Origin of the sequence: Duncaniella freteri (assembly GCF_004766125.1) — a bacterium.
Taxonomy (GTDB): Bacteria; Bacteroidota; Bacteroidia; order Bacteroidales; family Muribaculaceae; genus Duncaniella; species Duncaniella freteri.
This window is the reverse complement of record NZ_SJSA01000001.1, coordinates 64,988-83,440: the sequence shown is the minus strand read 5'-3', so window position 1 is coordinate 83,440 and position 18,453 is coordinate 64,988. Positions and strand designations below refer to the sequence as shown.

The following is an 18,453-nucleotide window of genomic DNA, read 5'->3' as shown; positions in this document are numbered from 1 at the left end:
CGAATAATACAAATACGAACATATCACAAACCTACTATTTAACAAATATTTAACACCATCTCCAAATTCGATTACAAATACCGAACAAATCATAGCAACGCATTGTTGACATATGGATCGGTAAAGAAGATTGACATTTTGTCAGTTGCAACTGACAGCGTAGCATATTGGCACGACATTTGCCTCTTTCATTAACCGAGAAATACTCATTATTCTTAATACAACTAAACTAATAACCATATATTCACTATGAACATCAAGCCATTAGCCGACCGCGTGCTCATCCTCCCCACCCCTGCGGAGGAAGTAACAGCAGCAGGTATCATCATTCCTGATTCAGCAAAGGAAAAGCCCCTGAGAGGAACAGTCATTGCCACCGGTAACGGCACTAAGGACGAGGAAATGGTAATAAAGAAGGACGATGAAGTGCTCTACGGAAAATATGCAGGCACTGAAATCGAGCTTGAAGGCACAAAATATCTCATAATGCGCCAAAGCGACGTTCTCGCTGTAATCGAGAAATAATCCACATCCCTACCTCTTCCAAATAATAAAACTTTATAAACAAAGTCATCATGGCAAAAGAAATCAAATTCGACATAAAGGCTCGCGAAGAACTCAAAAAAGGTGTTGACGCTCTCGCTGATGCCGTAAAGGTAACCCTCGGACCCAAAGGCCGCAATGTAATTATCGAAAAGAAATTCGGTGCACCCCACATCACTAAGGACGGTGTGAGCGTGGCTCGTGAAGTAGAACTTGAAGATCCTTTCCAGAATATGGGCGCACAGCTCGTTAAGGAAGTTGCATCCAAGACTGGCGACGACGCAGGCGACGGCACCACTACAGCAACTGTACTTGCACAGGCCATCGTAAACGTAGGCCTAAAGAACGTTGCAGCCGGAGCCAACCCTATGGACATCAAGCGCGGTATCGACCGTGCGGTAGCCATCGTGGTTGAAGGCATCAAGGCACAGAGCGAAGAAGTAGGCGACGACTTCAAGAAGATTGAAGACGTGGCACGCATCTCTGCAAACAATGACGAAGCCATCGGCCACCTCATCGCCGAAGCAATGAAGAAAGTGAAGAAAGAGGGCGTAATCACCGTTGACGAAGCCAAAGGCACCGAGACAACTGTCGACATTGTAGAGGGTATGCAGTTCGACCGCGGTTACATCTCACCCTACTTCGTCACCGATACTGAAAAGATGGAATGCGTGATGGAGAATCCTTTCATCCTCCTTTTTGACAAGAAAATATCCAACATAAAAGACATTCTTCCTGTACTTGAAGCCACAGCACAGAGCGGACGTGGACTTGTGATCATCTCGGAAGATGTCGATCAGGAAGCCCTTGCTACCCTCGTAGTCAACCGCCTCCGCGGATCACTCAAGGTATGCGCAGTAAAGGCTCCTGGATTCGGCGACCGCCGCAAGGAGATGCTTGAGGACATTGCAATACTCACAGGAGGCACAGTGATCTCCGAAGAGAAAGGCATGCAACTTGCAAACGCCAATGTAGAAATGCTCGGCCGTGCCGAAAAGGTCACCATCAACAAGGAGAACACCACAATAGTAAATGGCGCAGGCAATAAGGAGAACATCGCAGCCCGCATAGCCCAGATCAAGACTCAGATCGAGCAGACAACAAGCGACTATGACCGCGAGAAACTTCAGGAACGTCTTGCCAAACTTGCAGGTGGCGTAGCTGTGCTCCACATAGGTGCACCCAGCGAGGTAGAGATGAAAGAAAAGAAGGACCGTGTTGACGATGCTCTCAGCGCAACTCGCGCTGCCATAGCTGAAGGCATTGTGCCTGGTGGCGGTGTAGCATACATCCGTTGCGTAAAACTTCTTGAAGGTGTCAAGGGTGCCAATGAGGACGAGACCACAGGTATACACATCATCCTCCGCGCTATCGAAGAGCCTCTCCGCCAGATCGTAGCCAATGCAGGTCAGGAAGGTGCTGTTGTGGTACAGAAAGTCAAAGAAGGCACAGCCGACTTCGGTTACAACGCCCGCACCGACAACTATGAGAACCTTATGGCTGCCGGAGTAATCGACCCAGCAAAGGTAACCAGAGTAGCACTTGAGAACGCTGCTTCCATCGCCGGAATGTTCCTCACCACATCATGCGTCATCGCTGAAAAGAAAGAGGACAATCCCGCTCCAGCAATGCCAGCACCAGGAATGGGAGGAATGGGAGGCATGATGTAATAAGCAACACTTCCAATAAATCATAACTTATACTTATAACAATTGCGCTGACAACATGTGGCTGTCAGCGCAATTTTTCATACTTCAGCAATAGCCTACTACAATAAACTGTGTCAGATGAGTGATAGCTAAATCCACTTTAAATGCATAAAAAGTCCACAAATTCTCAATAAAATGACAAAAACCATAGTCACACACTTGTACATGCCACATAAAAACACTACCTTTGCACATCCGTTATCGCAAACAGCTTAACACAAATTATAAGCCAACCGCGAAAACATGGAATGATGGTCCGGTAGCTCAGCTGGATAGAGCATCTGCCTTCTAAGCAGACGGTCATGCGTTCGAGTCGCATCCGGATCACAGAAGGGTCACTTTTCAGTGGCCCTTTTTTCGTGTCCGTAAGTGACTGATGTACAAGTGTTAGCAATTTTATAAAATCTTGATTTATAAATATTTAGCACAAACCGCATTTCCTGCCGATAGCCAAAGTTAGCATTTGTTAGTTCGGAATTAGCACATTATCTTTGGTACAGATTTCGTGAATGTACCACAAAAAAGTACCACAAATGTACCAGCATTTCCATCAAATATCAGCCGTTGTCTCCTGCCCCGGTCTTGCCATAGCGACCGGAGCCTGTTCAGAGTGCCAACTCTCTGATATTTGCTATTTTGTGCTAAATGTTTCCAAAAGATTCGGGGCGTGCAACAGCCTCGTTGCCGGATGCGTTGGAATGGTATGTGGTACACGTGTGGTACATTTCCCGGAATTTGTGGTACACGCTTTTTCGTGTACCACATCACGAGAAATTTTAATGTATCATTCTTAAAATCTTTTACTTATGGCAGGAATACCACAGATCAAGATTGTTTTCGACCGCCGCAAGAAGGCATCGGCCGTCAACCCCGGCACCGTGGAGATCGAGGTGTCGTACAACCGTGAGCGCGTCCGTCTCTCCACCGGAGTGGCTGTACTCAAGCAGCAGTGGAACGGCAAGGAGGTGGTCAACCACCCTCAGGCCGACCATCTGAACGAGCAGATACGCCGTGTCTATGACGGTCTGCATGAGAAGATGTCGTCCATAGCCTCGACAAAGGGCGAATACGACCTGTCGCTACTCAAAAAGGTCAAGAAAACGAAGTTGCAGGGTTCGTCGGCAAGTTTTCTCGACTGGCTGGAGGAACGTATCGACATGCGCCCGGTCACGGAGTCAACACGCAGGCAGCACAAGGTGATGCTCAAATGCCTGCGCGACTTCGGGCTTATACGCTTCTTCAGCGACCTCACCCCAAAGAACATCAGACTATGGGACGATTTCATACGCAAGCGCGTGACGGCCCAGGCCTCGGTTCATGGCTATCACAAACGACTCAAACCTTATATCGTGGAGGCGATGCAGTTTGAAAAACTGGAGTCCAACCCCTACGACGGCATGAGGATTTCCCGTGGAAAATCGGAGGGGATAAAATTCCTTACCGAAGAGGAACGTGACCGTGTGGAAGCCCTCGAACTCTACGGCATGACCGAGAAAGTGCGCGATATGTTTATCTTCTCATGCTACACGGGGCTGGCGTACTCCGACCTTGTGAAGATCAAGAAGTCGGACGTGTTCAGGCAGGGCGAGGACTACTGCATACGAGACAAGCGTATGAAAACCGGTATGCCCTATACGATTGTGCTGTTGCCTAAGGCGATAGCCATACTGAAAAAGTACAACTACAACCTCAATCTGATGAGCAACCAGAAATGCAACGATCAGCTGAAGATAATCGCCAACCTTGCCAAACTGCACATCAACCTGACAATGCACGTCGGCCGCCACACGTTTGCGACGTGGGCGTTGACAAAGGGCGTGGGTATCGAGACTGTGAGCAAGATGCTCGCCCACTCCAACGTGGCAATGACCGAGAAATACGCCCAGGTGCTTCAGACGAGTGTCATACAAGGCTTCGGTAAACTGAAATAATTTCTATTGTAACGCCGGCACAGCCGTCACTTCTTCCGGGAGGTGGCGGCTTTCTCTTTTGCCGACAGTTCAGAGCGTAGCCGCTCAATCTCCTTTGCCTGTTCATCAATCCGTTTTTCCAGACGTTCAAGCCGGTTATTCATCGGCCCCATGAAGGCTGTCATGTTCTTTATGATCTCCGCCATGTCAGCGAGGATATATGAGAAGCGGTCCATCTGCGGTGGCTCCGGATCCGCTTCCGGCTGTCGTGGAGCTACCTCCTGTATCATGTTCCCATTCCCGTTCCATATCCAATCGAAACTCAGGGGCTGGTATATGCTGCACAGGCTTTTGACAAAGCGTTCCGTCACTTTGGATTTGCCGGTTATCACCTGCGACACGACGCTGGGATTATAGCCCATCTTTTCCGCTATGGCGCGGTTGGAGTTGAACAGCCTGTTGTCCTTCAGCCATTCCATCGCCTGTCTCACCCTATTTCTTATGCTGTCCATAAACTTGCGTTTATATTTTATAATAAATTTGATTAGGTATTTCCAATAATAATACTTCAAACAATCATTTAGCACGATTAGTTTGTTAGTGTTATTGCAACTACCTAATTTAGATTAATTATTTCTAATTGCAAAGATAATCATTTTTCTAAATATAGCTAATGGTTGCTAACAGAAAAAATGTCAAACAGCTTATAAACGGATACGACTATGAGTGAAGACCGACGCATAACAATGAGGCTCACGAGGATTGAGAACACCCTTGAAGAGATAAAGCGGAACATCACCGCACCGGTGCCTCCCGACAGGAAGATAACCGTGCGTGAGGCGGCGGAGATAATGCACTGTTCAGACCAGCGTGTACGCGACGCGATACATGACGGCTCCCTGAAAGCGGAACGTAACGGACGGCGTTTTTTCCTCTCTCTTTACGATGTGAGGGCGCGTGCCGGTTACGCAACACTTGAAAAAAACGGCAGACCTGATTCATTTAATCTTAAAGGACGAAATTATGACTACACAACAGATCAAGGAGATTGACTCCAAGTGCCTTAACGACTATCTCGCCACGCTACCCCATACTGACCACCGTTTTTTCGTGACGGCGGTAGTAAGAGCCTGCGGAGAAGGTATCAAACGCAAGACATTCTACAACTGGAAAGCCGGATGCTGCTGTATACCATCCTTCTGCAAGAAAGAGATAGAGAGGATCGCCGGATGTGTGGTGTTCCCGAAGGAACTCTATGTGACAAACCGCGATGTTGACACTCCAAGCGGAAAAGCCTGAGGCATACGTGCCAACTTCCATATATATGTACCCCAAGAATATAAACAGCCGAAATGAACCGTTCATGGATACCCGTAATGCACTATCTCCGCGACGTGGAATGGCTCTACTCCGAGAGCCGGATGGTACATCTCTGGCTGGAGATACTTTTCCGCGTGCAGAGATCCAAAGGCACATACCCCATAAAAGGCACGACAATAGACATCCTGCCCGGTCAGTTCGTGGCCTCGACACGAAAACTGGCCGCCTCGATCGGAGCGGACAAAGATACAGTAGGAAGATACATGAGGATTTTTGAAGCGCAGAAGTGGATACGGCGACTTGAAATAGGCAACGCGACTTTATACACGGTGCTTGTCATGGATCAGATACCCGGCTTTTCAATCATGGCTCCACAGGATACAACGGCTATTGGGCCATCTTTAGAAGCTCAATCCCCCACAAATGGGGACACTTCTTCCGACACTGTTGGGGACACCTTTGGGGACATATATTATATAGATAATAATATAAATAAAAAAATAAATAAAAATTCTCTCTCTCCCGCGCGTGAAGGAGAAATTTTTGAATTTTTTTCAAAGGATACGGCTTCGCTAGACGAAATAGCCGGAGCCTTGCACAGCGAAAGGAAAATACTTGAAGATATGCTGCCTGACTTTTTTCAGGAGTGCAGGATCAAGAAAAAGAACCATCCGACCGTACAGGAGTGCAAGGATCATTTTTTCAACTGGGCCCGCGCCCGATTAGAACGAGAACGGAACAATGGCATACCCAAGGAAAATAAACCCGGCGGAAGCCGTCAGGGAAATCAGAGAAGCTGCAGAACGCCGGTCAAACCGAACTGTGGACTTATCGAGGATTAGCGGATACAAGACGCTTTTCATGCAGTGCGCAGTTGCTGTCTGCCCCGGCTTCATAGTGAGGGAAGAAATGAAACCTGCCTACAACGACATCGTGCATTGGGCGGTGATGGATTATGATGGGAACCTTGATCCGGACAAGGGGCTGCTTATATGGGGCGACATAGGTACGGGCAAATCCACCATGCTGGAAATCATCAGGGAGTTCTGCTACCTTGTGAGGCCGATCGTCGACGGAAACCGGTATAATTTCCGGATAAACAACGTGATTGATGTATGTGCGGATTATGCCGACGAGTCCATACACGGAGGCTACCGGGGCATCAGGCAGTATATCGACAGCCCGAGAGTTGCGTTTGACGAACTTGGCAGCGAGACAGTGCCGACAGGAAGATACGGGAACTTCGAAAATGTGATGCAGTACATCTTCCAGTCACGCTACGACAACCGCTACCACCAGTTCACCCATGCCACCACCAATTTCACGATCGACCAGATACAGGATGTCTATGGCGAGAGGATATATGACCGCTTCAAGGAGATGTTCAATTTCGTCGCCCTGCGGGGAAAGACATTCAGGATAAACACTCAAAAGAACATGAAAAAATGAAAGACAACGTACAACCTACACCCATAGATTGGGAACAGCGGAAATATGACCTTGCAGTCGCGCTGTATTATCACGACATACGGCTGTCGGATGTAGTGACTCCGGAGAACCGTCTTGCACGGTGGCCAGCGCATATCAGCCTCTCCGCAGAGATGGCAGTGGAAGCCGCCGAAGTTTTCATAAACGAATACCGCCGGCAGGCGGTGATGGAAAGTGGGGAGAAAAGCCATGCGCCCTGATTTCCACAGGATAGTCCCTGATTTGCTGTATTCGGTGATGGCGGCGAGAAAACTGCTCGGCATAAGCCATACGACCATTTACGAATACATGAGGCAATCGCCCCCGGTACTCCCATACCGCCGCTCGGAAAACGGCTGGCACAGGCTGATACTCGGAAGCGACATAATCTTCCTGCTCGACCACCCGCAGGTCAAGCGGGGAAGAAAACGGAAGAACCGATAAATCGGCACTGTCAGTTCCAGAGATACCACTGTGAGGGGCGCGGAGCGGCGAAGGCTTCGGATAGGTCGATGGCGAGTAGCCATGCCTGGCTGCGTATGCCGTCCATGTCGGAGAGTGTCTGCGCATAACGGCTCTCTCCGGCACCCGAAATCAGACACCACTGACGCGCGAAGATGTCTGGTTGGAAAGCGTCGATGAACGACAGTATGTCGTCCACCAGCGAAGCCGGTTTGCTACCGGTCATGTCGGCTGAGAAGCAGAACGGCACTCCGCTCTCGGTATTCCGCCGGAAATCGAAAGAGGTGATGTTTCCGTCTCTCACGTTGGCGGTCACGCTCCAGTCGCATTGTGCGGCAACTTGGATTATGGTTTGTAAAATCATGTCATTACACGTTTATGTCTGCCACGTCCGGCATGGAGGTGGCAGGCCGAATTTTGAAAAGTAAGGCTCTATTCACCGCATGGGGCAAAGTCAAGTCCCTCAAAGGCTTCAAGCAGAGTGCCGACAATGGACTCCGCGTCCTCCATGTCGGCTACAATATCCGAGATACGGTATGGCGCACCGTTCTTGCCGTGTCCGTCATCGCCAATCCAGAGATATGCCTCCTCATCGGGGTCATAGTTCTCGTAATATTCTCTCACTGACTTTATCAAAGTATCGGGGTCGGCATATCTCATTTCTGCCGAGAAATTAAAATCCTGCCCTGCCTTTGTGTATTGCGAGAACTCAAACAGCCATAAATCAGCGTCGAGGTATTTTTCAGTATGGACGTGCCAGCCGTTAGCTTCGGCACATTCGGTTATCATGTCGATTATATCTTGTATATCCATATTCTTACGGTGTAATGTCAGCCGTGGCGGTTGTGCCACGGCTGATGTGTTCGGTCAATCGTAGAGGCGGTTCAAGAAGTCTTGAAGCCTCTTGTCGCTTATCTGCCCTATGGGGCATGGGGTGAAATACGGCATTTGTATCACTCGGATAATGCCGAAGCCTTGTTTGCGGTAGTCGAGTTCGACATCGGCAAGTTCGTTGAGCGACACATAGCCGTATTCATCTTCGCCGAGCCCGACCACTATGCAGTAAAGGATTGTATCGTCTCCCTCTTTGCCTCCTTCAAGCACAAACCAACGGACATTTCCGATAGTGAATATCGCCACACACACGGCATTTCTCTCCTTGCCGTCCTGCGAATACAGAGGATAGTCCTTTATGGCTTCCTCAAATTTCGGTGTCAAAAGTCTGTTCATAGTCAGTCAAATTCAATTTCATCTTCGTAAAGTTCAATCCTCGCGCCACTGCTTACCTCGATGATGAAGCGGTAGCCGTTCAGTCCTACGATTGTGCCACGGTGGTAGCCTCGCCACGGTGTCAGCAACTCGCACTGGCGTCCGTATTCGGGAAAATCGGTATCGTTCATACGCTTTTATCCTTTAGTTCCTTATATTCGGGGTCATAGATTTCATCGCCGTTCATCAGCGTGTCGTACATCATTACCGCTCTCCGGGCTGCCGTCTCGTTCCGCTCGTCATAATAGCCGGTGCGGTAGTTAACAGCGAGCTGACGGATATAAGCCACGCACACCTTGAAAGCCTGCGACTGCAAATAGCGGTGTATTGTGGCGAGTGCCTTTCCTGTGTTGGTTGCGGATTGCATTTTGCCGTTGACAAAGTTGTCAAACGCCACGACAAATCCCTTGTCGTTCTTGGATATTGCTATTCCGTTATAATCTTCCATAGTGTATTTGTTTTAGATTGTTGCCTGATTGTAGATTGAGGGTTCGGAGGTCACGTTGTAGATGTAGTTGCCACAGCGTACCAAAAGGCAGTCCTCGCCATAGTACAGTTTTTTCATGCCCCTAATGGAGCCGGAGCGGTGGAAATTGGGGAACTGCCCGATATTTAGCCGTCTGCCCTCCGCTACTTTCATTCGTTTTACTCGCATAGTCCTTTGATGTTTGAGCGTTTGAGTTAATATTTTCCCTTTTGTTTGAAGCTCTTTGAGCTTCTCCGGCAGGGCTGGCCGTTTTTCGTGCAGTTCCACAACTGCGGCCATAAGGGAGGATAAGGCAAGTGTGGAGTCAGCGGCAAACGAGGGATACCCAAATTGTTTGAGGCACGAGAAGAACTTGTGGAGGCTCACGAGTGCGGACGCCGACCACAAGCGCAGCGTCACTTGACGTTCCTCCCGGACGCAGTAACTTCGCACGTCAAAACGCCTGTCCCTGCCGAGGCTCAATGCACACAAGAGAATAGAGACAATCTTGAACTGATGTATTGACTCATAAGACTTGACAGCGCTATATAACGGCAAATATTTGAATATTTGCCGTTATATAGTTATCTTTGCATCAGAAAATGAATACAATCAATGATTGAGACGAGAGCAGCCATATTGACGTATGCGGAAAATCGGGAATCTTTCCGGTTTGCCGATCTATTTTCATATCTAAACGGTATTATCAACATATCAAAAGTCACGCTTTCCTGGTATCTCAGGGAGATGGTGAAAGATGATATCCTGTTCAAGCTTGGACGCGGTATTTATACAAGTCGGCAACATCAGTCAACGTGCTATACTCCCCAGTTGCGAGAGAAAGCGCTAAAATTAGGAAAACGCATTGGCGGAACATTTCCGTTTATAAAAGTTAGTGTCTTTGACGGGCAGGTGCTTGCCGATTTCCAGCATCATCTTTCATCGAATAATCTCATTTACATTGAGGTTGAACGCGAAGCGATGGAGTCAGTCTTCCATTGGCTGAAAAGTGAAAGATATATAGCCTATCTTAATCCAAATAAGGAGTTTGTATATGACAACATTGATATTTCCAAAGAAGCTGTTATCGTCAAGCCCCTCATATCAGAATCTCCACTTACTGAGATACGGGGAATATCAACCCCAAGGATAGAGAAAATTCTTGTAGACATTTTGTGTGATGATGATATGGATTATCTCCATGGCTCGGAATGGCATTACATCCTCGATCATGTCATGAATACATATTCCGTAAACCGTTCAACCCTCATGCGCTATGCTTCCAGGCGCAATGCAAAGGATAAAGTCGGGAAAGCCCTCGAAAATCTGAACACCCATGATTAAGGAACAATGCTTCACAAAAGACTGGTTTCAGTCCATGTCTCGTAAATATAGATACAACGATCTCGGTATAATCGAGAAGGTGGTAAGGGCATACGCCCTGCTTGATATGCTTGCACGTTCAGGCTGTCCTTTCATCTTCAAGGGAGGTACTTGTGTGGGGCTGATTCTCGGGGATGGCACAAAGCGACTGTCAATAGACATTGATATAATTTGTCCTCCGGGTACAAATGTTGAGGAATATCTCGATAAGATTAATGACTTCGGTTTCACAAGAACTGAGCTTAAAGAGCGCAGACAGGCAGGCAAAGACATATCCAAGACACACTCCAAGTTCTTTTACCAGATAGCCTACAATGACAGGTCTAATCAAGAGTCCTATATACTGCTTGATGTTCTCTATGAGGATACGCATTACAACCAGGTGAATGTGGTTGATGTGATAAATCAATTTATAGAACTTGATGACGCACCATCTACCGTAAAAGTACCGTCCATAGGAGATATACTTGGCGATAAACTTACCGCATTTGCTCCGAATACAACCGGTATTCCTTATTACAAAAACGGCAATCCTCATTCAACCGAAATCATGAAACAGGCATACGACATAGGCCGTCTGTTTGATGCGGTTGATAATCTGGAGATAACAACGAAATCTTTTCATCGTATAGCACTTGTGGAACTTGGTTATCGTAACCTTGGTAGCGATGTATCAATAATTTTCGATGATATACGCCAGACAGCCTTGCTGATTGCCACAAGAGGATTATTTGGCACCGGAGATTTTTCACTCCTGCAAGATGGAATAAAACGACTCGGATCATTCATTTTTGAGAACAGATACTTCATAGAGGATGCGATAGTAGATTCTGCAAAAGCTGCCTATATAGCAACCTGTATAGAGAAAGGCATCACCAATATTCAAAAATATAGTCTCGAATCTGTCACTCAAGAAATGAGTATATGTACGGTTCTCCCGGCAAAGTTGAACAAACTCAAAAAGAGCCGCCCGGAAGCCTTCTATTATTGGTATCTCATAGATAATCTGATGTAAGTATAATATTCCATCGACTAAACAATGGCAAATTTTCGCAGGTTCTGCCGTCATTTAGTCTTGCCGATTCTCCTTGCTAACATAGCTTCAAAACATAAGAAATATCACCACCGATTGTTTAATGTATACAAAATATGTAAATTGAATGAACTATTATGCAGATAGATTGTTGAAATAATAAATTTATGGTTCTTATAGTATATGGTTATTACAATTTTACCGCAAGATGAAATAAGATTCGTGAAGACGATTTCTGTCGTACAAGAAATTGGAGGTGTGCCGCATAGAGCCGAAATGATATATTTAAGAAGGCCTATGCCTAATTATAAAATGAAACCGGCTTCTAATCCTGATGAAGGTCTGTATTTTGGGAATAAAGAAGAACGATATCCCTCGGATATAATTGATGATCTGATCTTAGAGGGTGTTAAAAAGGTCTACTCTGAGGTACATGTCAGGACGTCATTACTTTTGTTTAATACAGAATTGGATCATTATAAAAGAATTTTGCCAAACTTTCGGCAAGAGAGTTTCTCTATTCGAGTTTTTCCTCACATTGAAGACATTGATGAGGTGATAGCTTCAGGAAAGACATCATTCCCTGGGTTCTTAAAGAATTTGATTCTTTATTGTTTCCCGCACGAAACACAATTTTTTCAAGATAATTGTTCTATATTAGAATACGCTATTGACAAAGAAAACGAAATAACAGACTTATGGAAAAGGTTAGAGGAAGAGGTCTCGTTCTTTAATTTATAGAATATAAATAATTTCCAAGCAGGCGGTTTTGCTGAGGGTACGAAGCAAAACCGCCCGACCCTCACGGGCAGAGTGCGGTTAATCTAACATTTCTGAATTATGCGGTTGCCCTTGCTTTGATAAAGCGATGAGCATTGGCATTTACAAGATTTACAATGCGGTCGTGATATTCGGTGTTTTTGTTACATACACCTCGGCTCTGTACCACTTTATATTCTGTCAGTGAAAACTCAATAGTCTCAATGCGGTTGCCGTTCTTATCGTGTGCCGACAGAATTACTGAGTTCTCCTTGTCATAATACTCACACTTGAATACGCAATGGTGCATAGCCTCTCCCTCGGCTTTATATGCCTCAATGGAGTCAAGCACTGAGATTTCAATATCATTATCCTTGATGACGATACCGAAGAAACAAGACTTATTCTTGAAAAAATCCTCCTCCTTTTTCTTTGCTTTGAGCAACTGCTCGGCTTTTCTGCGTCTTTCTTCATCGGCGGTTGACTTGTCAAGCCAAAAATCGTGTTCGGCTCTAAGATTGGTAGGGCATATATATTTGGGGCTTCGCGTGTCACGTCCGCACTTTTCAAGCAGGGTTATGAGGTCGCACCATAGACTATAATCTTCAATCTTGTAGCCGTGACGTGTTGCAATTTTGTGGGTGTTCCAGCACTTGTCAAGCATACGTGGATTGTCAATAAAATACTTAACCGCCTTTTGGTTTCGGGCTTTCATCAGCGTCTCAATCCTTGCGTCGTTCAGTAGTCCTTTCATAAGGTCAAATGGGTGACAATCGGGTAATGTACCTTTCATCCCGTTTCTCTTCAGTTTCGGAATGGCCTTATATTTGGGATAGTGCCAAGTATTGGCGATTATGTGATGAACTTCGGTCATATTTCTCAGTTCAATGGTAGAACCCCAATTAAAGCAATCCCGATAACATCCGAGTGTCCGTACCTTAGATGTCAGTGCGGTCTGTCCTTTGGCATTGAGCCAAAGACGGCACACCTCATTATGGCCTACACTTATACTATTTCCCTTTTTGAAGTATGCCGACAATAGAAATACTCTCTCTACTTGCAGTCCGTCAATGGTGTCAAGAATGGCAAAGTAAGTACCCTCCTTATGGGAGCGTTTGAAAGTGTCCTTGATTTCAAGTTCGTGTCCACATTTAGGGCAAACTACATATTTGCCTTTTCCCTTATGTATGAACTTATGACCGCAATCTCCGCAAGTGGTTCTACCGCTCGGAACCCGGAAAGCCGGGTGCGTTATTAGATTTCTCACTCCCCACTCAAAAACTTTGGGGGCTACGGCGGTCAGCCTCACATTAGAGGTTGCTACCTGCTTTTCAAACTTGGTTCTCGCTTTCATTATTAAAAATCATCAAAGAGTGAGAGTTCGGGTTGTTTGGTTTCTTGTGGCTTTACCGTCTTGGGCTTGGAGTTACGTGTCTGCAACTTACGGAGTTCCTCCTCTTGGAAGCGTTTGAGGGTGAGTTCCCTCTGTTGTGTCTTTTCTTCCTCTGTGAGTTCGATATGGTGATTAACCACTACGTTGCACTTGATAGGCTTGCCGATTTCAAGTGTCGGCTCGTCTATGACGTGGACAGCCATAGAGTAGATTTCAGCATCGGCAAAGCCATTACACCCCGAAGCCTTGACCTCATTGAGAATGTAGGTCACAACATCATCAATAGTGCGACTGGTGGTTTCGTACTTTGCACGAAATAGTGTATCCTCTTGTGCTCTCTTGTCAAGATAGGTCTTGATAGCGACCTTGAATTTTTCTGTTCCTTGCATAATTCAGAAATGGTTGAGTTCTAATTCTTTTCCCTTTTGTTTGAAGCTCTTTGAGCTTCTCCGGCAGGGCTGGCCGTTTTTCGTGCAGTTCCACAACTGCGGCCAAAAGGTAGGATAAGGCAAGTGTGTAGTCAGCGGCAAGCGAGGGATACCCAAATTGTTCGAGGCACGAGAAGAATTTGTGGAGGCTCACGAGTGCGGACGCCGACCACAAGCGCAGCGTCACTTGACGTTCCTCCCGGACGCAGTAACTTCGCACGCCCAAACGCCTGTCCCTGCCGAGGCTCAAAATCTTCAAGGGAAAGAACCGGCCACCGTTGACCTTTGCCGTTTCAAAGTGCCAGCCTTGAAGCGGCCGAAGTCATCGTTTGCAGACTGGTATTCCAAAGAAAGGCGACAACGCGAGAGTCGGGCGAAGGCTTGCCCTCGCTTTGCTCTGGCGTTGTCGCCGCCTCCGGCTTCTGCCGGACATCATATCCAAAATCAGAACTGCCCGAAGCTGAATCGGTGTGAGACACGGAATCAGTCGGGCAAACGGTAAACACCACAAGGCGATGTGCCGTGCCTGTGGATCCGCGGGCCACTGACACGGCTTATCGCCTAAATACTCACATCATTTGGAAGCAAGCGGTGGTGATAAGGTTGTGTGAGGTAATACGCCCGGCGCACTGCCTCACGCTCCTGTCGCCACGGCTTGCAAGCCCTTAGTTTTCCATAAACCGCAGTGGCAGCATCAATTATCTTCCTTCAATGTGACATTTGTCCTATGATATTCGGATAAATCTTTGTTTTGAATGACAGTAAAAATCCCGATACAGATTGCATTGACATCTTGTAATTTATTAATTCAGAACTGCAAATAAATCCGCCCATCATTTTTATAGGCATTTTTGCAAGCAACAAAAAAACAAAAAAACATATTCAGTGACACAAATACTTGGATATTCAAACGACATTGTTTAACTTTGTGTTTTTAATGGAAATAAACAAACTGTTACAAGGAAGATTAACGGATTCTCAAAGATATGAAAGAATACCTCAAAATAGTTGATTTTGGACCGATTTCTGAAATTGAACTCAACAATATATCCCCGCTAACCGTTTTCATAGGCAAATCCGGCAGTGGTAAAAGTACCATTATGAAAGTACTATCCTTGTTCAGATGGATGTATAAACGTGTGAATTTGCGCTCATTTATAAAACATTCAAAAATCAAAAATACAAAGATAGGATTCAAAACCAAGCCTTTGCTTCGAACATCAGGACTTCTTGAATATCTCAGACCTACATCTCAGATAATTTATAGAAATGGCCCATACGAAATAATTATGAAAAATGGTGCCACAAGTGCAAAATTTGTAGTGGTGCGTGAAGATTTAAGTCTTGATAAAATAGTATTTATAAGCGACAAACGATCTATAATTCCCGATCTCCTGGACAGTTCAGTGGATCGACATAAAGATAATTTCTATCTGCAAGACACGTTAGAGAATTTCCGTACAGCTTATAGGTATATCTCAGAACTGAGCCTTGACTTTTTAGGAGTTAAATTCAGTGTGCAGAAACAGAAAAATGGCATTAATGATTTCAGGATTTCAGGAAACGGTGCAAATGGAAACTATTCCATTAAATTATCGGATGCTTCATCCGGAATTCAGACTGCGACATCAGTAGGACTTATAACTGACTATTACTCAACCAGATACAATCTTGAAGACTCTCTAAACAGAGCCTTGTTCAGTTATTTTGCCGACAATGACGATTTGAAGAATTTCCGTGCAGGCATGAACGTTGGAGAGTTTCCAAACCGTCGAGTTAATATATTTATTGAAGAACCTGAACTGAGCCTCTACCCGAACAATCAAATTGAAATGGTTGACTTTCTAGTGAACCGTTGCTTTTCAACCAAGCATCAGTATGATATGACGCTGATGTTGGCAACCCATAGCCCATATATAGTCAACTATTTGAACCTTCTGATAGCCCGCTATAGAGGTAATGACAAAGAGACATCAATTAATCCAGATATGGTAGGTGTTTATTTAATTGAGGAAGGAACGCTGATAGATCTCAAGGTGCAAGATTATAAAGGTATGCCTCTTATTGAGGCCACACTATTGTCTGATCCCATATCTGACATCTATGATGAATACGATAAATTTTCACGATAAAACAATGTCGATATGAGGCTCGTTGAAATACTGAAAGATAATGTTGCTCAAGCTGTGGTGAGACGCAGAAAAGAAAGTTTAGGCAGTTTCCCGGATGAAGTTACAGTTGATTATGAATTAATATCACTACATGAATTTGATATTCATGACTGTAAACCTGATAGATCCATCCTATGTGATAGAAACTCACCAGATCGTGCTGCCACATATATAAACGGTACATCATCAGCTCCACATGACCTGTTGTTCATAAAGTATGAGGAATTCATTAACCAATTCAGAAAGAGCTCAAGTGTGGATTGGTCAAAAGATTTAAAACGTGCAGACTATATAGTAAGTTTATCTGTGAATAATGAATGTTTCATTATACATGAACTATCAATTGGAAATATAAAAAGCAAGAGATCTGACGCAAAAAGTCAATTTATCGGTACAATTAATTTCCTTATGAAGATTCCGGAGGCAAAGGAATATATTGACGGATGCACTATAAAAAAATGCATTGTCTCAGCTAGAGGATGTGATGATATAAAACCATCTCCTCGTGGAATTGCAGCAGGATTTAGCCGACCATATAAATTTATACCGAACCCTTGTGAAATTAAAATCCCCTCTCTAAACAAATTAGACTTCACTATTTGGAAAGGGAACATTGTCCATATTGCCTAACAAAAATTGATTTTCTCAAACGTACCGGAGTTTGAATAAGATTCGCAAATTAAAAAATTTAAATGAACTCAAAAAAGGAGTGGGTTCGACAGATAACCATAGAGATTTATTATTTAATCTATATTCCGATCGTGATAACTATAAAGTTTATATTAATCTCAAAATAACGATAGAAACTTTCATCAAAACAAATTTATAGGTTCGTTTTCCATACACGGCTTGGCGGTCGTTATGACATTCCGGATTGGGAGTTGATTGGGTTTCAGTCAAACCAATCGGGGTTGCTATCGCTAAGTATTGCGACAAGTTCGTTGTCGGGCAGCTTCAAATCACTTTCGGAGGTATAGTAGAAGATTTCTTCATCGACACGCTCCGCTTCCTTGTCGGCGAAGCCGTTGCATTTGTCGGTGATTGGATAAGGCATAAGTGCGTCAAGCAATTCCAGCCCACCGATGATAAGGCTCTCGCCCTCGTTGCTTGTAACGATACGGCAGGTATAGTCCGTGCCTTTGTAGTTGATTTCGGTTGTAGTCATATCTTTCGGTTTTATGCACCCTGCTCTCCATGAGGATTGCAGGGTGCTGTTTATAATTCAGTCTATATCAATTCCGATAAAATGTTCATCATCAATAAGGGCATAGTAATATCCGTTGGCACAGCCACGATACTCTTTACTGACGCCTGCGGCAATATCTCCGGCTTTATAGTAGTTATAGTTATCGTCCTTTTGCTTGACCTCAATCCATAGGGAACCGTCATAACCACGGAAAGTGAATGTTCCGGAATTAAAGTTGCGTCGTTCTTTGAGAGCCTTTCTGAACTGTTCCACCGCCCAATAGCTATATCTGGAGATAGCGTCAAGGGATATAATCTCTCCGTCGATGCGAGTACCGGTGGTAAGGCGGTTCTCGTAACAGTCCTTTGTCGGGTCAGCTTCAAGACACTTGCGTACAAATGCAGACGGAAAAGTTGCACGCGAGGCATAGCGTTGGAATTTGGCTACTATATTCGTTGTCGGTTTTGTCACTTTGGAGATAGACAGCCAACATTTGATTTCGTTTGGCTGTATCGGATAGCCTCTCCTGCGAGAGCGTTTAGCAAACTCACATACCTTACTTTCAGTGGAGAGGAACAAACGTCGGCGTTGAGTGCCAATGGGTGTTGTGATGTCGAAAACACCATGATTGCGATATAATATCGCTGACACATCTTCGTATTTCATATCCGTGTGATTTGGATTATCGTTTGACTTTCGTGAGATAATGGTTACAAGGTCATCACATGGCAGTCAGTGACCTCGGCAGGTAGTCCGAAAGCAGGGAAATGGGAGAAATATGAGTGGCACTCTACCTCGGCTTCGGAAGCAGTGGTGACGGTCTGCACTTTGTTGTCGGCATACCACCTGTCAATCATCGCAATTTCATCGTCTGTCAACCCTGTCGGGTCTCCGTTGATTAGATAGCATAACGCCCATGTAGGGATAGGCTCGATAAAGAACTCCATGACTAAA

General features: G+C 45.3%; 27 protein-coding genes and 1 tRNA gene. 16 read left to right on the top strand and 12 right to left on the bottom strand.

Features of this window, described 5'->3' with window-relative positions:
* The first annotated feature begins 249 nt into the window (after positions 1-249).
* From EZ315_RS00570 to EZ315_RS00555, 4 genes are all read left to right on the top strand, one after another.
* Positions 250-525: a co-chaperone GroES gene (locus EZ315_RS00570; RefSeq protein WP_135469661.1), complete on the top strand. Its 276-nt coding sequence runs from the start codon at positions 250-252 to the stop codon at positions 523-525.
* A gap of 50 nt (positions 526-575) precedes the next feature.
* On the top strand, positions 576-2,213 hold the full coding sequence (gene groL, locus EZ315_RS00565; RefSeq protein ID WP_135469658.1) for a chaperonin GroEL: 1,638 nt from the start codon (positions 576-578) through the stop codon (positions 2,211-2,213).
* A 292-nt stretch (positions 2,214-2,505) separates the two neighbouring features.
* Positions 2,506-2,579, top strand: a tRNA-Arg gene (locus EZ315_RS00560).
* Between the two features lie 479 nt (positions 2,580-3,058).
* Complete coding sequence (locus EZ315_RS00555; protein WP_135469655.1) at positions 3,059-4,183, top strand: site-specific integrase; 1,125 nt, start codon at positions 3,059-3,061, stop codon at positions 4,181-4,183.
* 26 nt (positions 4,184-4,209) lie between these two features.
* Here the strand turns inward: EZ315_RS00555 and EZ315_RS00550 are convergent, their stop codons facing one another.
* Complete coding sequence (locus EZ315_RS00550) at positions 4,210-4,674, bottom strand: hypothetical protein (RefSeq protein ID WP_135469653.1); 465 nt, start codon at positions 4,672-4,674, stop codon at positions 4,210-4,212.
* 210 nt (positions 4,675-4,884) lie between these two features.
* Between EZ315_RS00550 and EZ315_RS00545 the strand changes: the two genes are divergently transcribed.
* From EZ315_RS00545 to EZ315_RS00520, 6 genes are all read left to right on the top strand, one after another.
* Positions 4,885-5,214, top strand: coding sequence for an excisionase family DNA-binding protein (locus EZ315_RS00545; RefSeq protein ID WP_135469650.1), 330 nt, complete (start codon positions 4,885-4,887; stop codon positions 5,212-5,214).
* On the top strand, positions 5,186-5,461 hold the full coding sequence (locus EZ315_RS00540) for a hypothetical protein (RefSeq protein WP_135469648.1): 276 nt from the start codon (positions 5,186-5,188) through the stop codon (positions 5,459-5,461). The genes EZ315_RS00545 and EZ315_RS00540 overlap by 29 nt, the downstream gene beginning before the upstream one ends.
* Before the next feature lie 77 nt (positions 5,462-5,538).
* Positions 5,539-6,324, top strand: a complete 786-nt coding sequence (locus EZ315_RS00535) for a DUF7833 domain-containing protein (RefSeq protein ID WP_135469645.1) — start codon at positions 5,539-5,541, stop codon at positions 6,322-6,324.
* A gap of 19 nt (positions 6,325-6,343) precedes the next feature.
* Positions 6,344-6,931: a P-loop NTPase family protein gene (locus EZ315_RS00530; RefSeq protein ID WP_135469642.1), complete on the top strand. Its 588-nt coding sequence runs from the start codon at positions 6,344-6,346 to the stop codon at positions 6,929-6,931.
* Entirely contained in the window at positions 6,928-7,170 is a 243-nt protein-coding gene (locus tag EZ315_RS00525; RefSeq protein ID WP_135469639.1) for a hypothetical protein, read from the top strand. The genes EZ315_RS00530 and EZ315_RS00525 overlap by 4 nt, the downstream gene beginning before the upstream one ends.
* Positions 7,160-7,393 (top strand): hypothetical protein, encoded by a 234-nt coding sequence (locus tag EZ315_RS00520; RefSeq protein ID WP_135469636.1) that lies wholly within the window; start codon positions 7,160-7,162, stop codon positions 7,391-7,393. The genes EZ315_RS00525 and EZ315_RS00520 overlap by 11 nt, the downstream gene beginning before the upstream one ends.
* Positions 7,394-7,403: 10 nt before the next feature.
* On the opposite strand, the gene EZ315_RS00515 is transcribed toward EZ315_RS00520, so the two are convergent.
* The 6 genes from EZ315_RS00515 to EZ315_RS00490 all read right to left on the bottom strand — a co-directional run bounded on the left by EZ315_RS00515 (position 7,404) and on the right by EZ315_RS00490 (position 9,335).
* Positions 7,404-7,775 (bottom strand): hypothetical protein, encoded by a 372-nt coding sequence (locus tag EZ315_RS00515; RefSeq protein ID WP_135469634.1) that lies wholly within the window; start codon positions 7,773-7,775, stop codon positions 7,404-7,406.
* A gap of 68 nt (positions 7,776-7,843) precedes the next feature.
* On the bottom strand, positions 7,844-8,224 hold the full coding sequence (locus EZ315_RS00510; RefSeq protein ID WP_135469631.1) for a hypothetical protein: 381 nt from the start codon (positions 8,222-8,224) through the stop codon (positions 7,844-7,846).
* A 54-nt stretch (positions 8,225-8,278) separates the two neighbouring features.
* Positions 8,279-8,641, bottom strand: a complete 363-nt coding sequence (locus EZ315_RS00505) for a hypothetical protein (protein ID WP_135469628.1) — start codon at positions 8,639-8,641, stop codon at positions 8,279-8,281.
* Between the two features lie 2 nt (positions 8,642-8,643).
* Positions 8,644-8,811 (bottom strand): hypothetical protein, encoded by a 168-nt coding sequence (locus EZ315_RS00500; RefSeq protein ID WP_016278663.1) that lies wholly within the window; start codon positions 8,809-8,811, stop codon positions 8,644-8,646.
* Positions 8,808-9,128, bottom strand: coding sequence for a sulfide:quinone reductase (locus EZ315_RS00495; protein WP_135469625.1), 321 nt, complete (start codon positions 9,126-9,128; stop codon positions 8,808-8,810). The genes EZ315_RS00500 and EZ315_RS00495 overlap by 4 nt, the downstream gene beginning before the upstream one ends.
* A 12-nt stretch (positions 9,129-9,140) precedes the next feature.
* Positions 9,141-9,335, bottom strand: a complete 195-nt coding sequence (locus EZ315_RS00490) for a hypothetical protein (RefSeq protein WP_123398920.1) — start codon at positions 9,333-9,335, stop codon at positions 9,141-9,143.
* Positions 9,336-9,761: 426 nt separating this feature from the next.
* Between EZ315_RS00490 and EZ315_RS00485 the strand changes: the two genes are divergently transcribed.
* The 3 genes from EZ315_RS00485 to EZ315_RS00475 all read left to right on the top strand — a co-directional run bounded on the left by EZ315_RS00485 (position 9,762) and on the right by EZ315_RS00475 (position 12,303).
* Positions 9,762-10,490, top strand: coding sequence for a DUF6577 family protein (locus EZ315_RS00485; protein WP_135469622.1), 729 nt, complete (start codon positions 9,762-9,764; stop codon positions 10,488-10,490).
* Positions 10,483-11,544, top strand: a complete 1,062-nt coding sequence (locus tag EZ315_RS00480; RefSeq protein ID WP_135469619.1) for a nucleotidyl transferase AbiEii/AbiGii toxin family protein — start codon at positions 10,483-10,485, stop codon at positions 11,542-11,544. Before EZ315_RS00485 ends, EZ315_RS00480 begins: the two co-directional genes overlap by 8 nt.
* Positions 11,545-11,745: 201 nt before the next feature.
* Positions 11,746-12,303 (top strand): hypothetical protein, encoded by a 558-nt coding sequence (locus tag EZ315_RS00475; RefSeq protein ID WP_135469616.1) that lies wholly within the window; start codon positions 11,746-11,748, stop codon positions 12,301-12,303.
* 97 nt (positions 12,304-12,400) lie between these two features.
* On the opposite strand, the gene EZ315_RS00470 is transcribed toward EZ315_RS00475, so the two are convergent.
* Complete coding sequence (locus tag EZ315_RS00470) at positions 12,401-13,675, bottom strand: PcfJ domain-containing protein (protein WP_135469614.1); 1,275 nt, start codon at positions 13,673-13,675, stop codon at positions 12,401-12,403.
* A 2-nt stretch (positions 13,676-13,677) separates the two neighbouring features.
* Complete coding sequence (locus EZ315_RS00465) at positions 13,678-14,103, bottom strand: PcfK-like family protein (RefSeq protein ID WP_135469611.1); 426 nt, start codon at positions 14,101-14,103, stop codon at positions 13,678-13,680.
* Between the two features lie 157 nt (positions 14,104-14,260).
* On the opposite strand from EZ315_RS00465, the gene EZ315_RS00460 reads away from it, so the two are divergent.
* From EZ315_RS00460 to EZ315_RS00450, 3 genes are all read left to right on the top strand, one after another.
* On the top strand, positions 14,261-14,644 hold the full coding sequence (locus EZ315_RS00460; RefSeq protein ID WP_135469608.1) for a hypothetical protein: 384 nt from the start codon (positions 14,261-14,263) through the stop codon (positions 14,642-14,644).
* A gap of 484 nt (positions 14,645-15,128) precedes the next feature.
* Positions 15,129-16,274: an AAA family ATPase gene (locus EZ315_RS00455; RefSeq protein ID WP_135469605.1), complete on the top strand. Its 1,146-nt coding sequence runs from the start codon at positions 15,129-15,131 to the stop codon at positions 16,272-16,274.
* Positions 16,275-16,286: 12 nt separating this feature from the next.
* Positions 16,287-16,943: a hypothetical protein gene (locus EZ315_RS00450; RefSeq protein ID WP_135469602.1), complete on the top strand. Its 657-nt coding sequence runs from the start codon at positions 16,287-16,289 to the stop codon at positions 16,941-16,943.
* 262 nt (positions 16,944-17,205) lie between these two features.
* Here the strand turns inward: EZ315_RS00450 and EZ315_RS00445 are convergent, their stop codons facing one another.
* Genes EZ315_RS00445 through EZ315_RS00435 form a run of 3 tightly spaced genes read right to left on the bottom strand, consistent with a single transcriptional unit; the run spans position 17,206 to position 18,446 of the window.
* The gene (locus EZ315_RS00445; protein ID WP_135469600.1) at positions 17,206-17,478 is read right to left on the bottom strand and encodes a hypothetical protein; all 273 of its coding nucleotides are present in this window, start codon (positions 17,476-17,478) and stop codon (positions 17,206-17,208) included.
* A gap of 57 nt (positions 17,479-17,535) precedes the next feature.
* Positions 17,536-18,165, bottom strand: coding sequence for a hypothetical protein (locus EZ315_RS00440; RefSeq protein WP_135469597.1), 630 nt, complete (start codon positions 18,163-18,165; stop codon positions 17,536-17,538).
* Positions 18,166-18,209: 44 nt separating this feature from the next.
* Positions 18,210-18,446, bottom strand: coding sequence for a DUF6926 domain-containing protein (locus EZ315_RS00435; RefSeq protein ID WP_135469594.1), 237 nt, complete (start codon positions 18,444-18,446; stop codon positions 18,210-18,212).
* Positions 18,447-18,453 lie beyond the last annotated feature (7 nt).

Excerpts from the sequence above, each read along its gene's own strand:
- EZ315_RS00435 (WP_135469594.1), bottom strand. The coding sequence starts at position 18,446 with ATGGAGTTCTTTATCGAGCCTATCCCTACATGGGCGTTATGCTATCTA.
- EZ315_RS00500 (WP_016278663.1), bottom strand. The coding sequence starts at position 8,811 with ATGAACGATACCGATTTTCCCGAATACGGACGCCAGTGCGAGTTGCTG.
- EZ315_RS00470 (WP_135469614.1), bottom strand. The coding sequence starts at position 13,675 with ATGAAAGCGAGAACCAAGTTTGAAAAGCAGGTAGCAACCTCTAATGTG.
- EZ315_RS00450 (WP_135469602.1), top strand. The coding sequence starts at position 16,287 with ATGAGGCTCGTTGAAATACTGAAAGATAATGTTGCTCAAGCTGTGGTG.
- EZ315_RS00555 (WP_135469655.1), top strand. The coding sequence starts at position 3,059 with ATGGCAGGAATACCACAGATCAAGATTGTTTTCGACCGCCGCAAGAAG.
- EZ315_RS00480 (WP_135469619.1), top strand. The coding sequence starts at position 10,483 with ATGATTAAGGAACAATGCTTCACAAAAGACTGGTTTCAGTCCATGTCT.
- EZ315_RS00485 (WP_135469622.1), top strand. The coding sequence starts at position 9,762 with ATGATTGAGACGAGAGCAGCCATATTGACGTATGCGGAAAATCGGGAA.
- EZ315_RS00535 (WP_135469645.1), top strand. The coding sequence starts at position 5,539 with ATGCACTATCTCCGCGACGTGGAATGGCTCTACTCCGAGAGCCGGATG.
- EZ315_RS00510 (WP_135469631.1), bottom strand. The coding sequence starts at position 8,224 with ATGGATATACAAGATATAATCGACATGATAACCGAATGTGCCGAAGCT.
- EZ315_RS00490 (WP_123398920.1), bottom strand. The coding sequence starts at position 9,335 with ATGCGAGTAAAACGAATGAAAGTAGCGGAGGGCAGACGGCTAAATATC.
- EZ315_RS00445 (WP_135469600.1), bottom strand. The coding sequence starts at position 17,478 with ATGACTACAACCGAAATCAACTACAAAGGCACGGACTATACCTGCCGT.
- EZ315_RS00465 (WP_135469611.1), bottom strand. The coding sequence starts at position 14,103 with ATGCAAGGAACAGAAAAATTCAAGGTCGCTATCAAGACCTATCTTGAC.
- EZ315_RS00550 (WP_135469653.1), bottom strand. The coding sequence starts at position 4,674 with ATGGACAGCATAAGAAATAGGGTGAGACAGGCGATGGAATGGCTGAAG.
- EZ315_RS00505 (WP_135469628.1), bottom strand. The coding sequence starts at position 8,641 with ATGAACAGACTTTTGACACCGAAATTTGAGGAAGCCATAAAGGACTAT.
- EZ315_RS00475 (WP_135469616.1), top strand. The coding sequence starts at position 11,746 with ATGGTTATTACAATTTTACCGCAAGATGAAATAAGATTCGTGAAGACG.
- EZ315_RS00570 (WP_135469661.1), top strand. The coding sequence starts at position 250 with ATGAACATCAAGCCATTAGCCGACCGCGTGCTCATCCTCCCCACCCCT.
- EZ315_RS00495 (WP_135469625.1), bottom strand. The coding sequence starts at position 9,128 with ATGGAAGATTATAACGGAATAGCAATATCCAAGAACGACAAGGGATTT.
- EZ315_RS00455 (WP_135469605.1), top strand. The coding sequence starts at position 15,129 with ATGAAAGAATACCTCAAAATAGTTGATTTTGGACCGATTTCTGAAATT.
- EZ315_RS00520 (WP_135469636.1), top strand. The coding sequence starts at position 7,160 with ATGCGCCCTGATTTCCACAGGATAGTCCCTGATTTGCTGTATTCGGTG.
- EZ315_RS00530 (WP_135469642.1), top strand. The coding sequence starts at position 6,344 with ATGCAGTGCGCAGTTGCTGTCTGCCCCGGCTTCATAGTGAGGGAAGAA.
- EZ315_RS00440 (WP_135469597.1), bottom strand. The coding sequence starts at position 18,165 with ATGAAATACGAAGATGTGTCAGCGATATTATATCGCAATCATGGTGTT.
- EZ315_RS00515 (WP_135469634.1), bottom strand. The coding sequence starts at position 7,775 with ATGATTTTACAAACCATAATCCAAGTTGCCGCACAATGCGACTGGAGC.
- EZ315_RS00545 (WP_135469650.1), top strand. The coding sequence starts at position 4,885 with ATGAGTGAAGACCGACGCATAACAATGAGGCTCACGAGGATTGAGAAC.
- EZ315_RS00540 (WP_135469648.1), top strand. The coding sequence starts at position 5,186 with ATGACTACACAACAGATCAAGGAGATTGACTCCAAGTGCCTTAACGAC.
- EZ315_RS00525 (WP_135469639.1), top strand. The coding sequence starts at position 6,928 with ATGAAAGACAACGTACAACCTACACCCATAGATTGGGAACAGCGGAAA.
- groL (WP_135469658.1), top strand. The coding sequence starts at position 576 with ATGGCAAAAGAAATCAAATTCGACATAAAGGCTCGCGAAGAACTCAAA.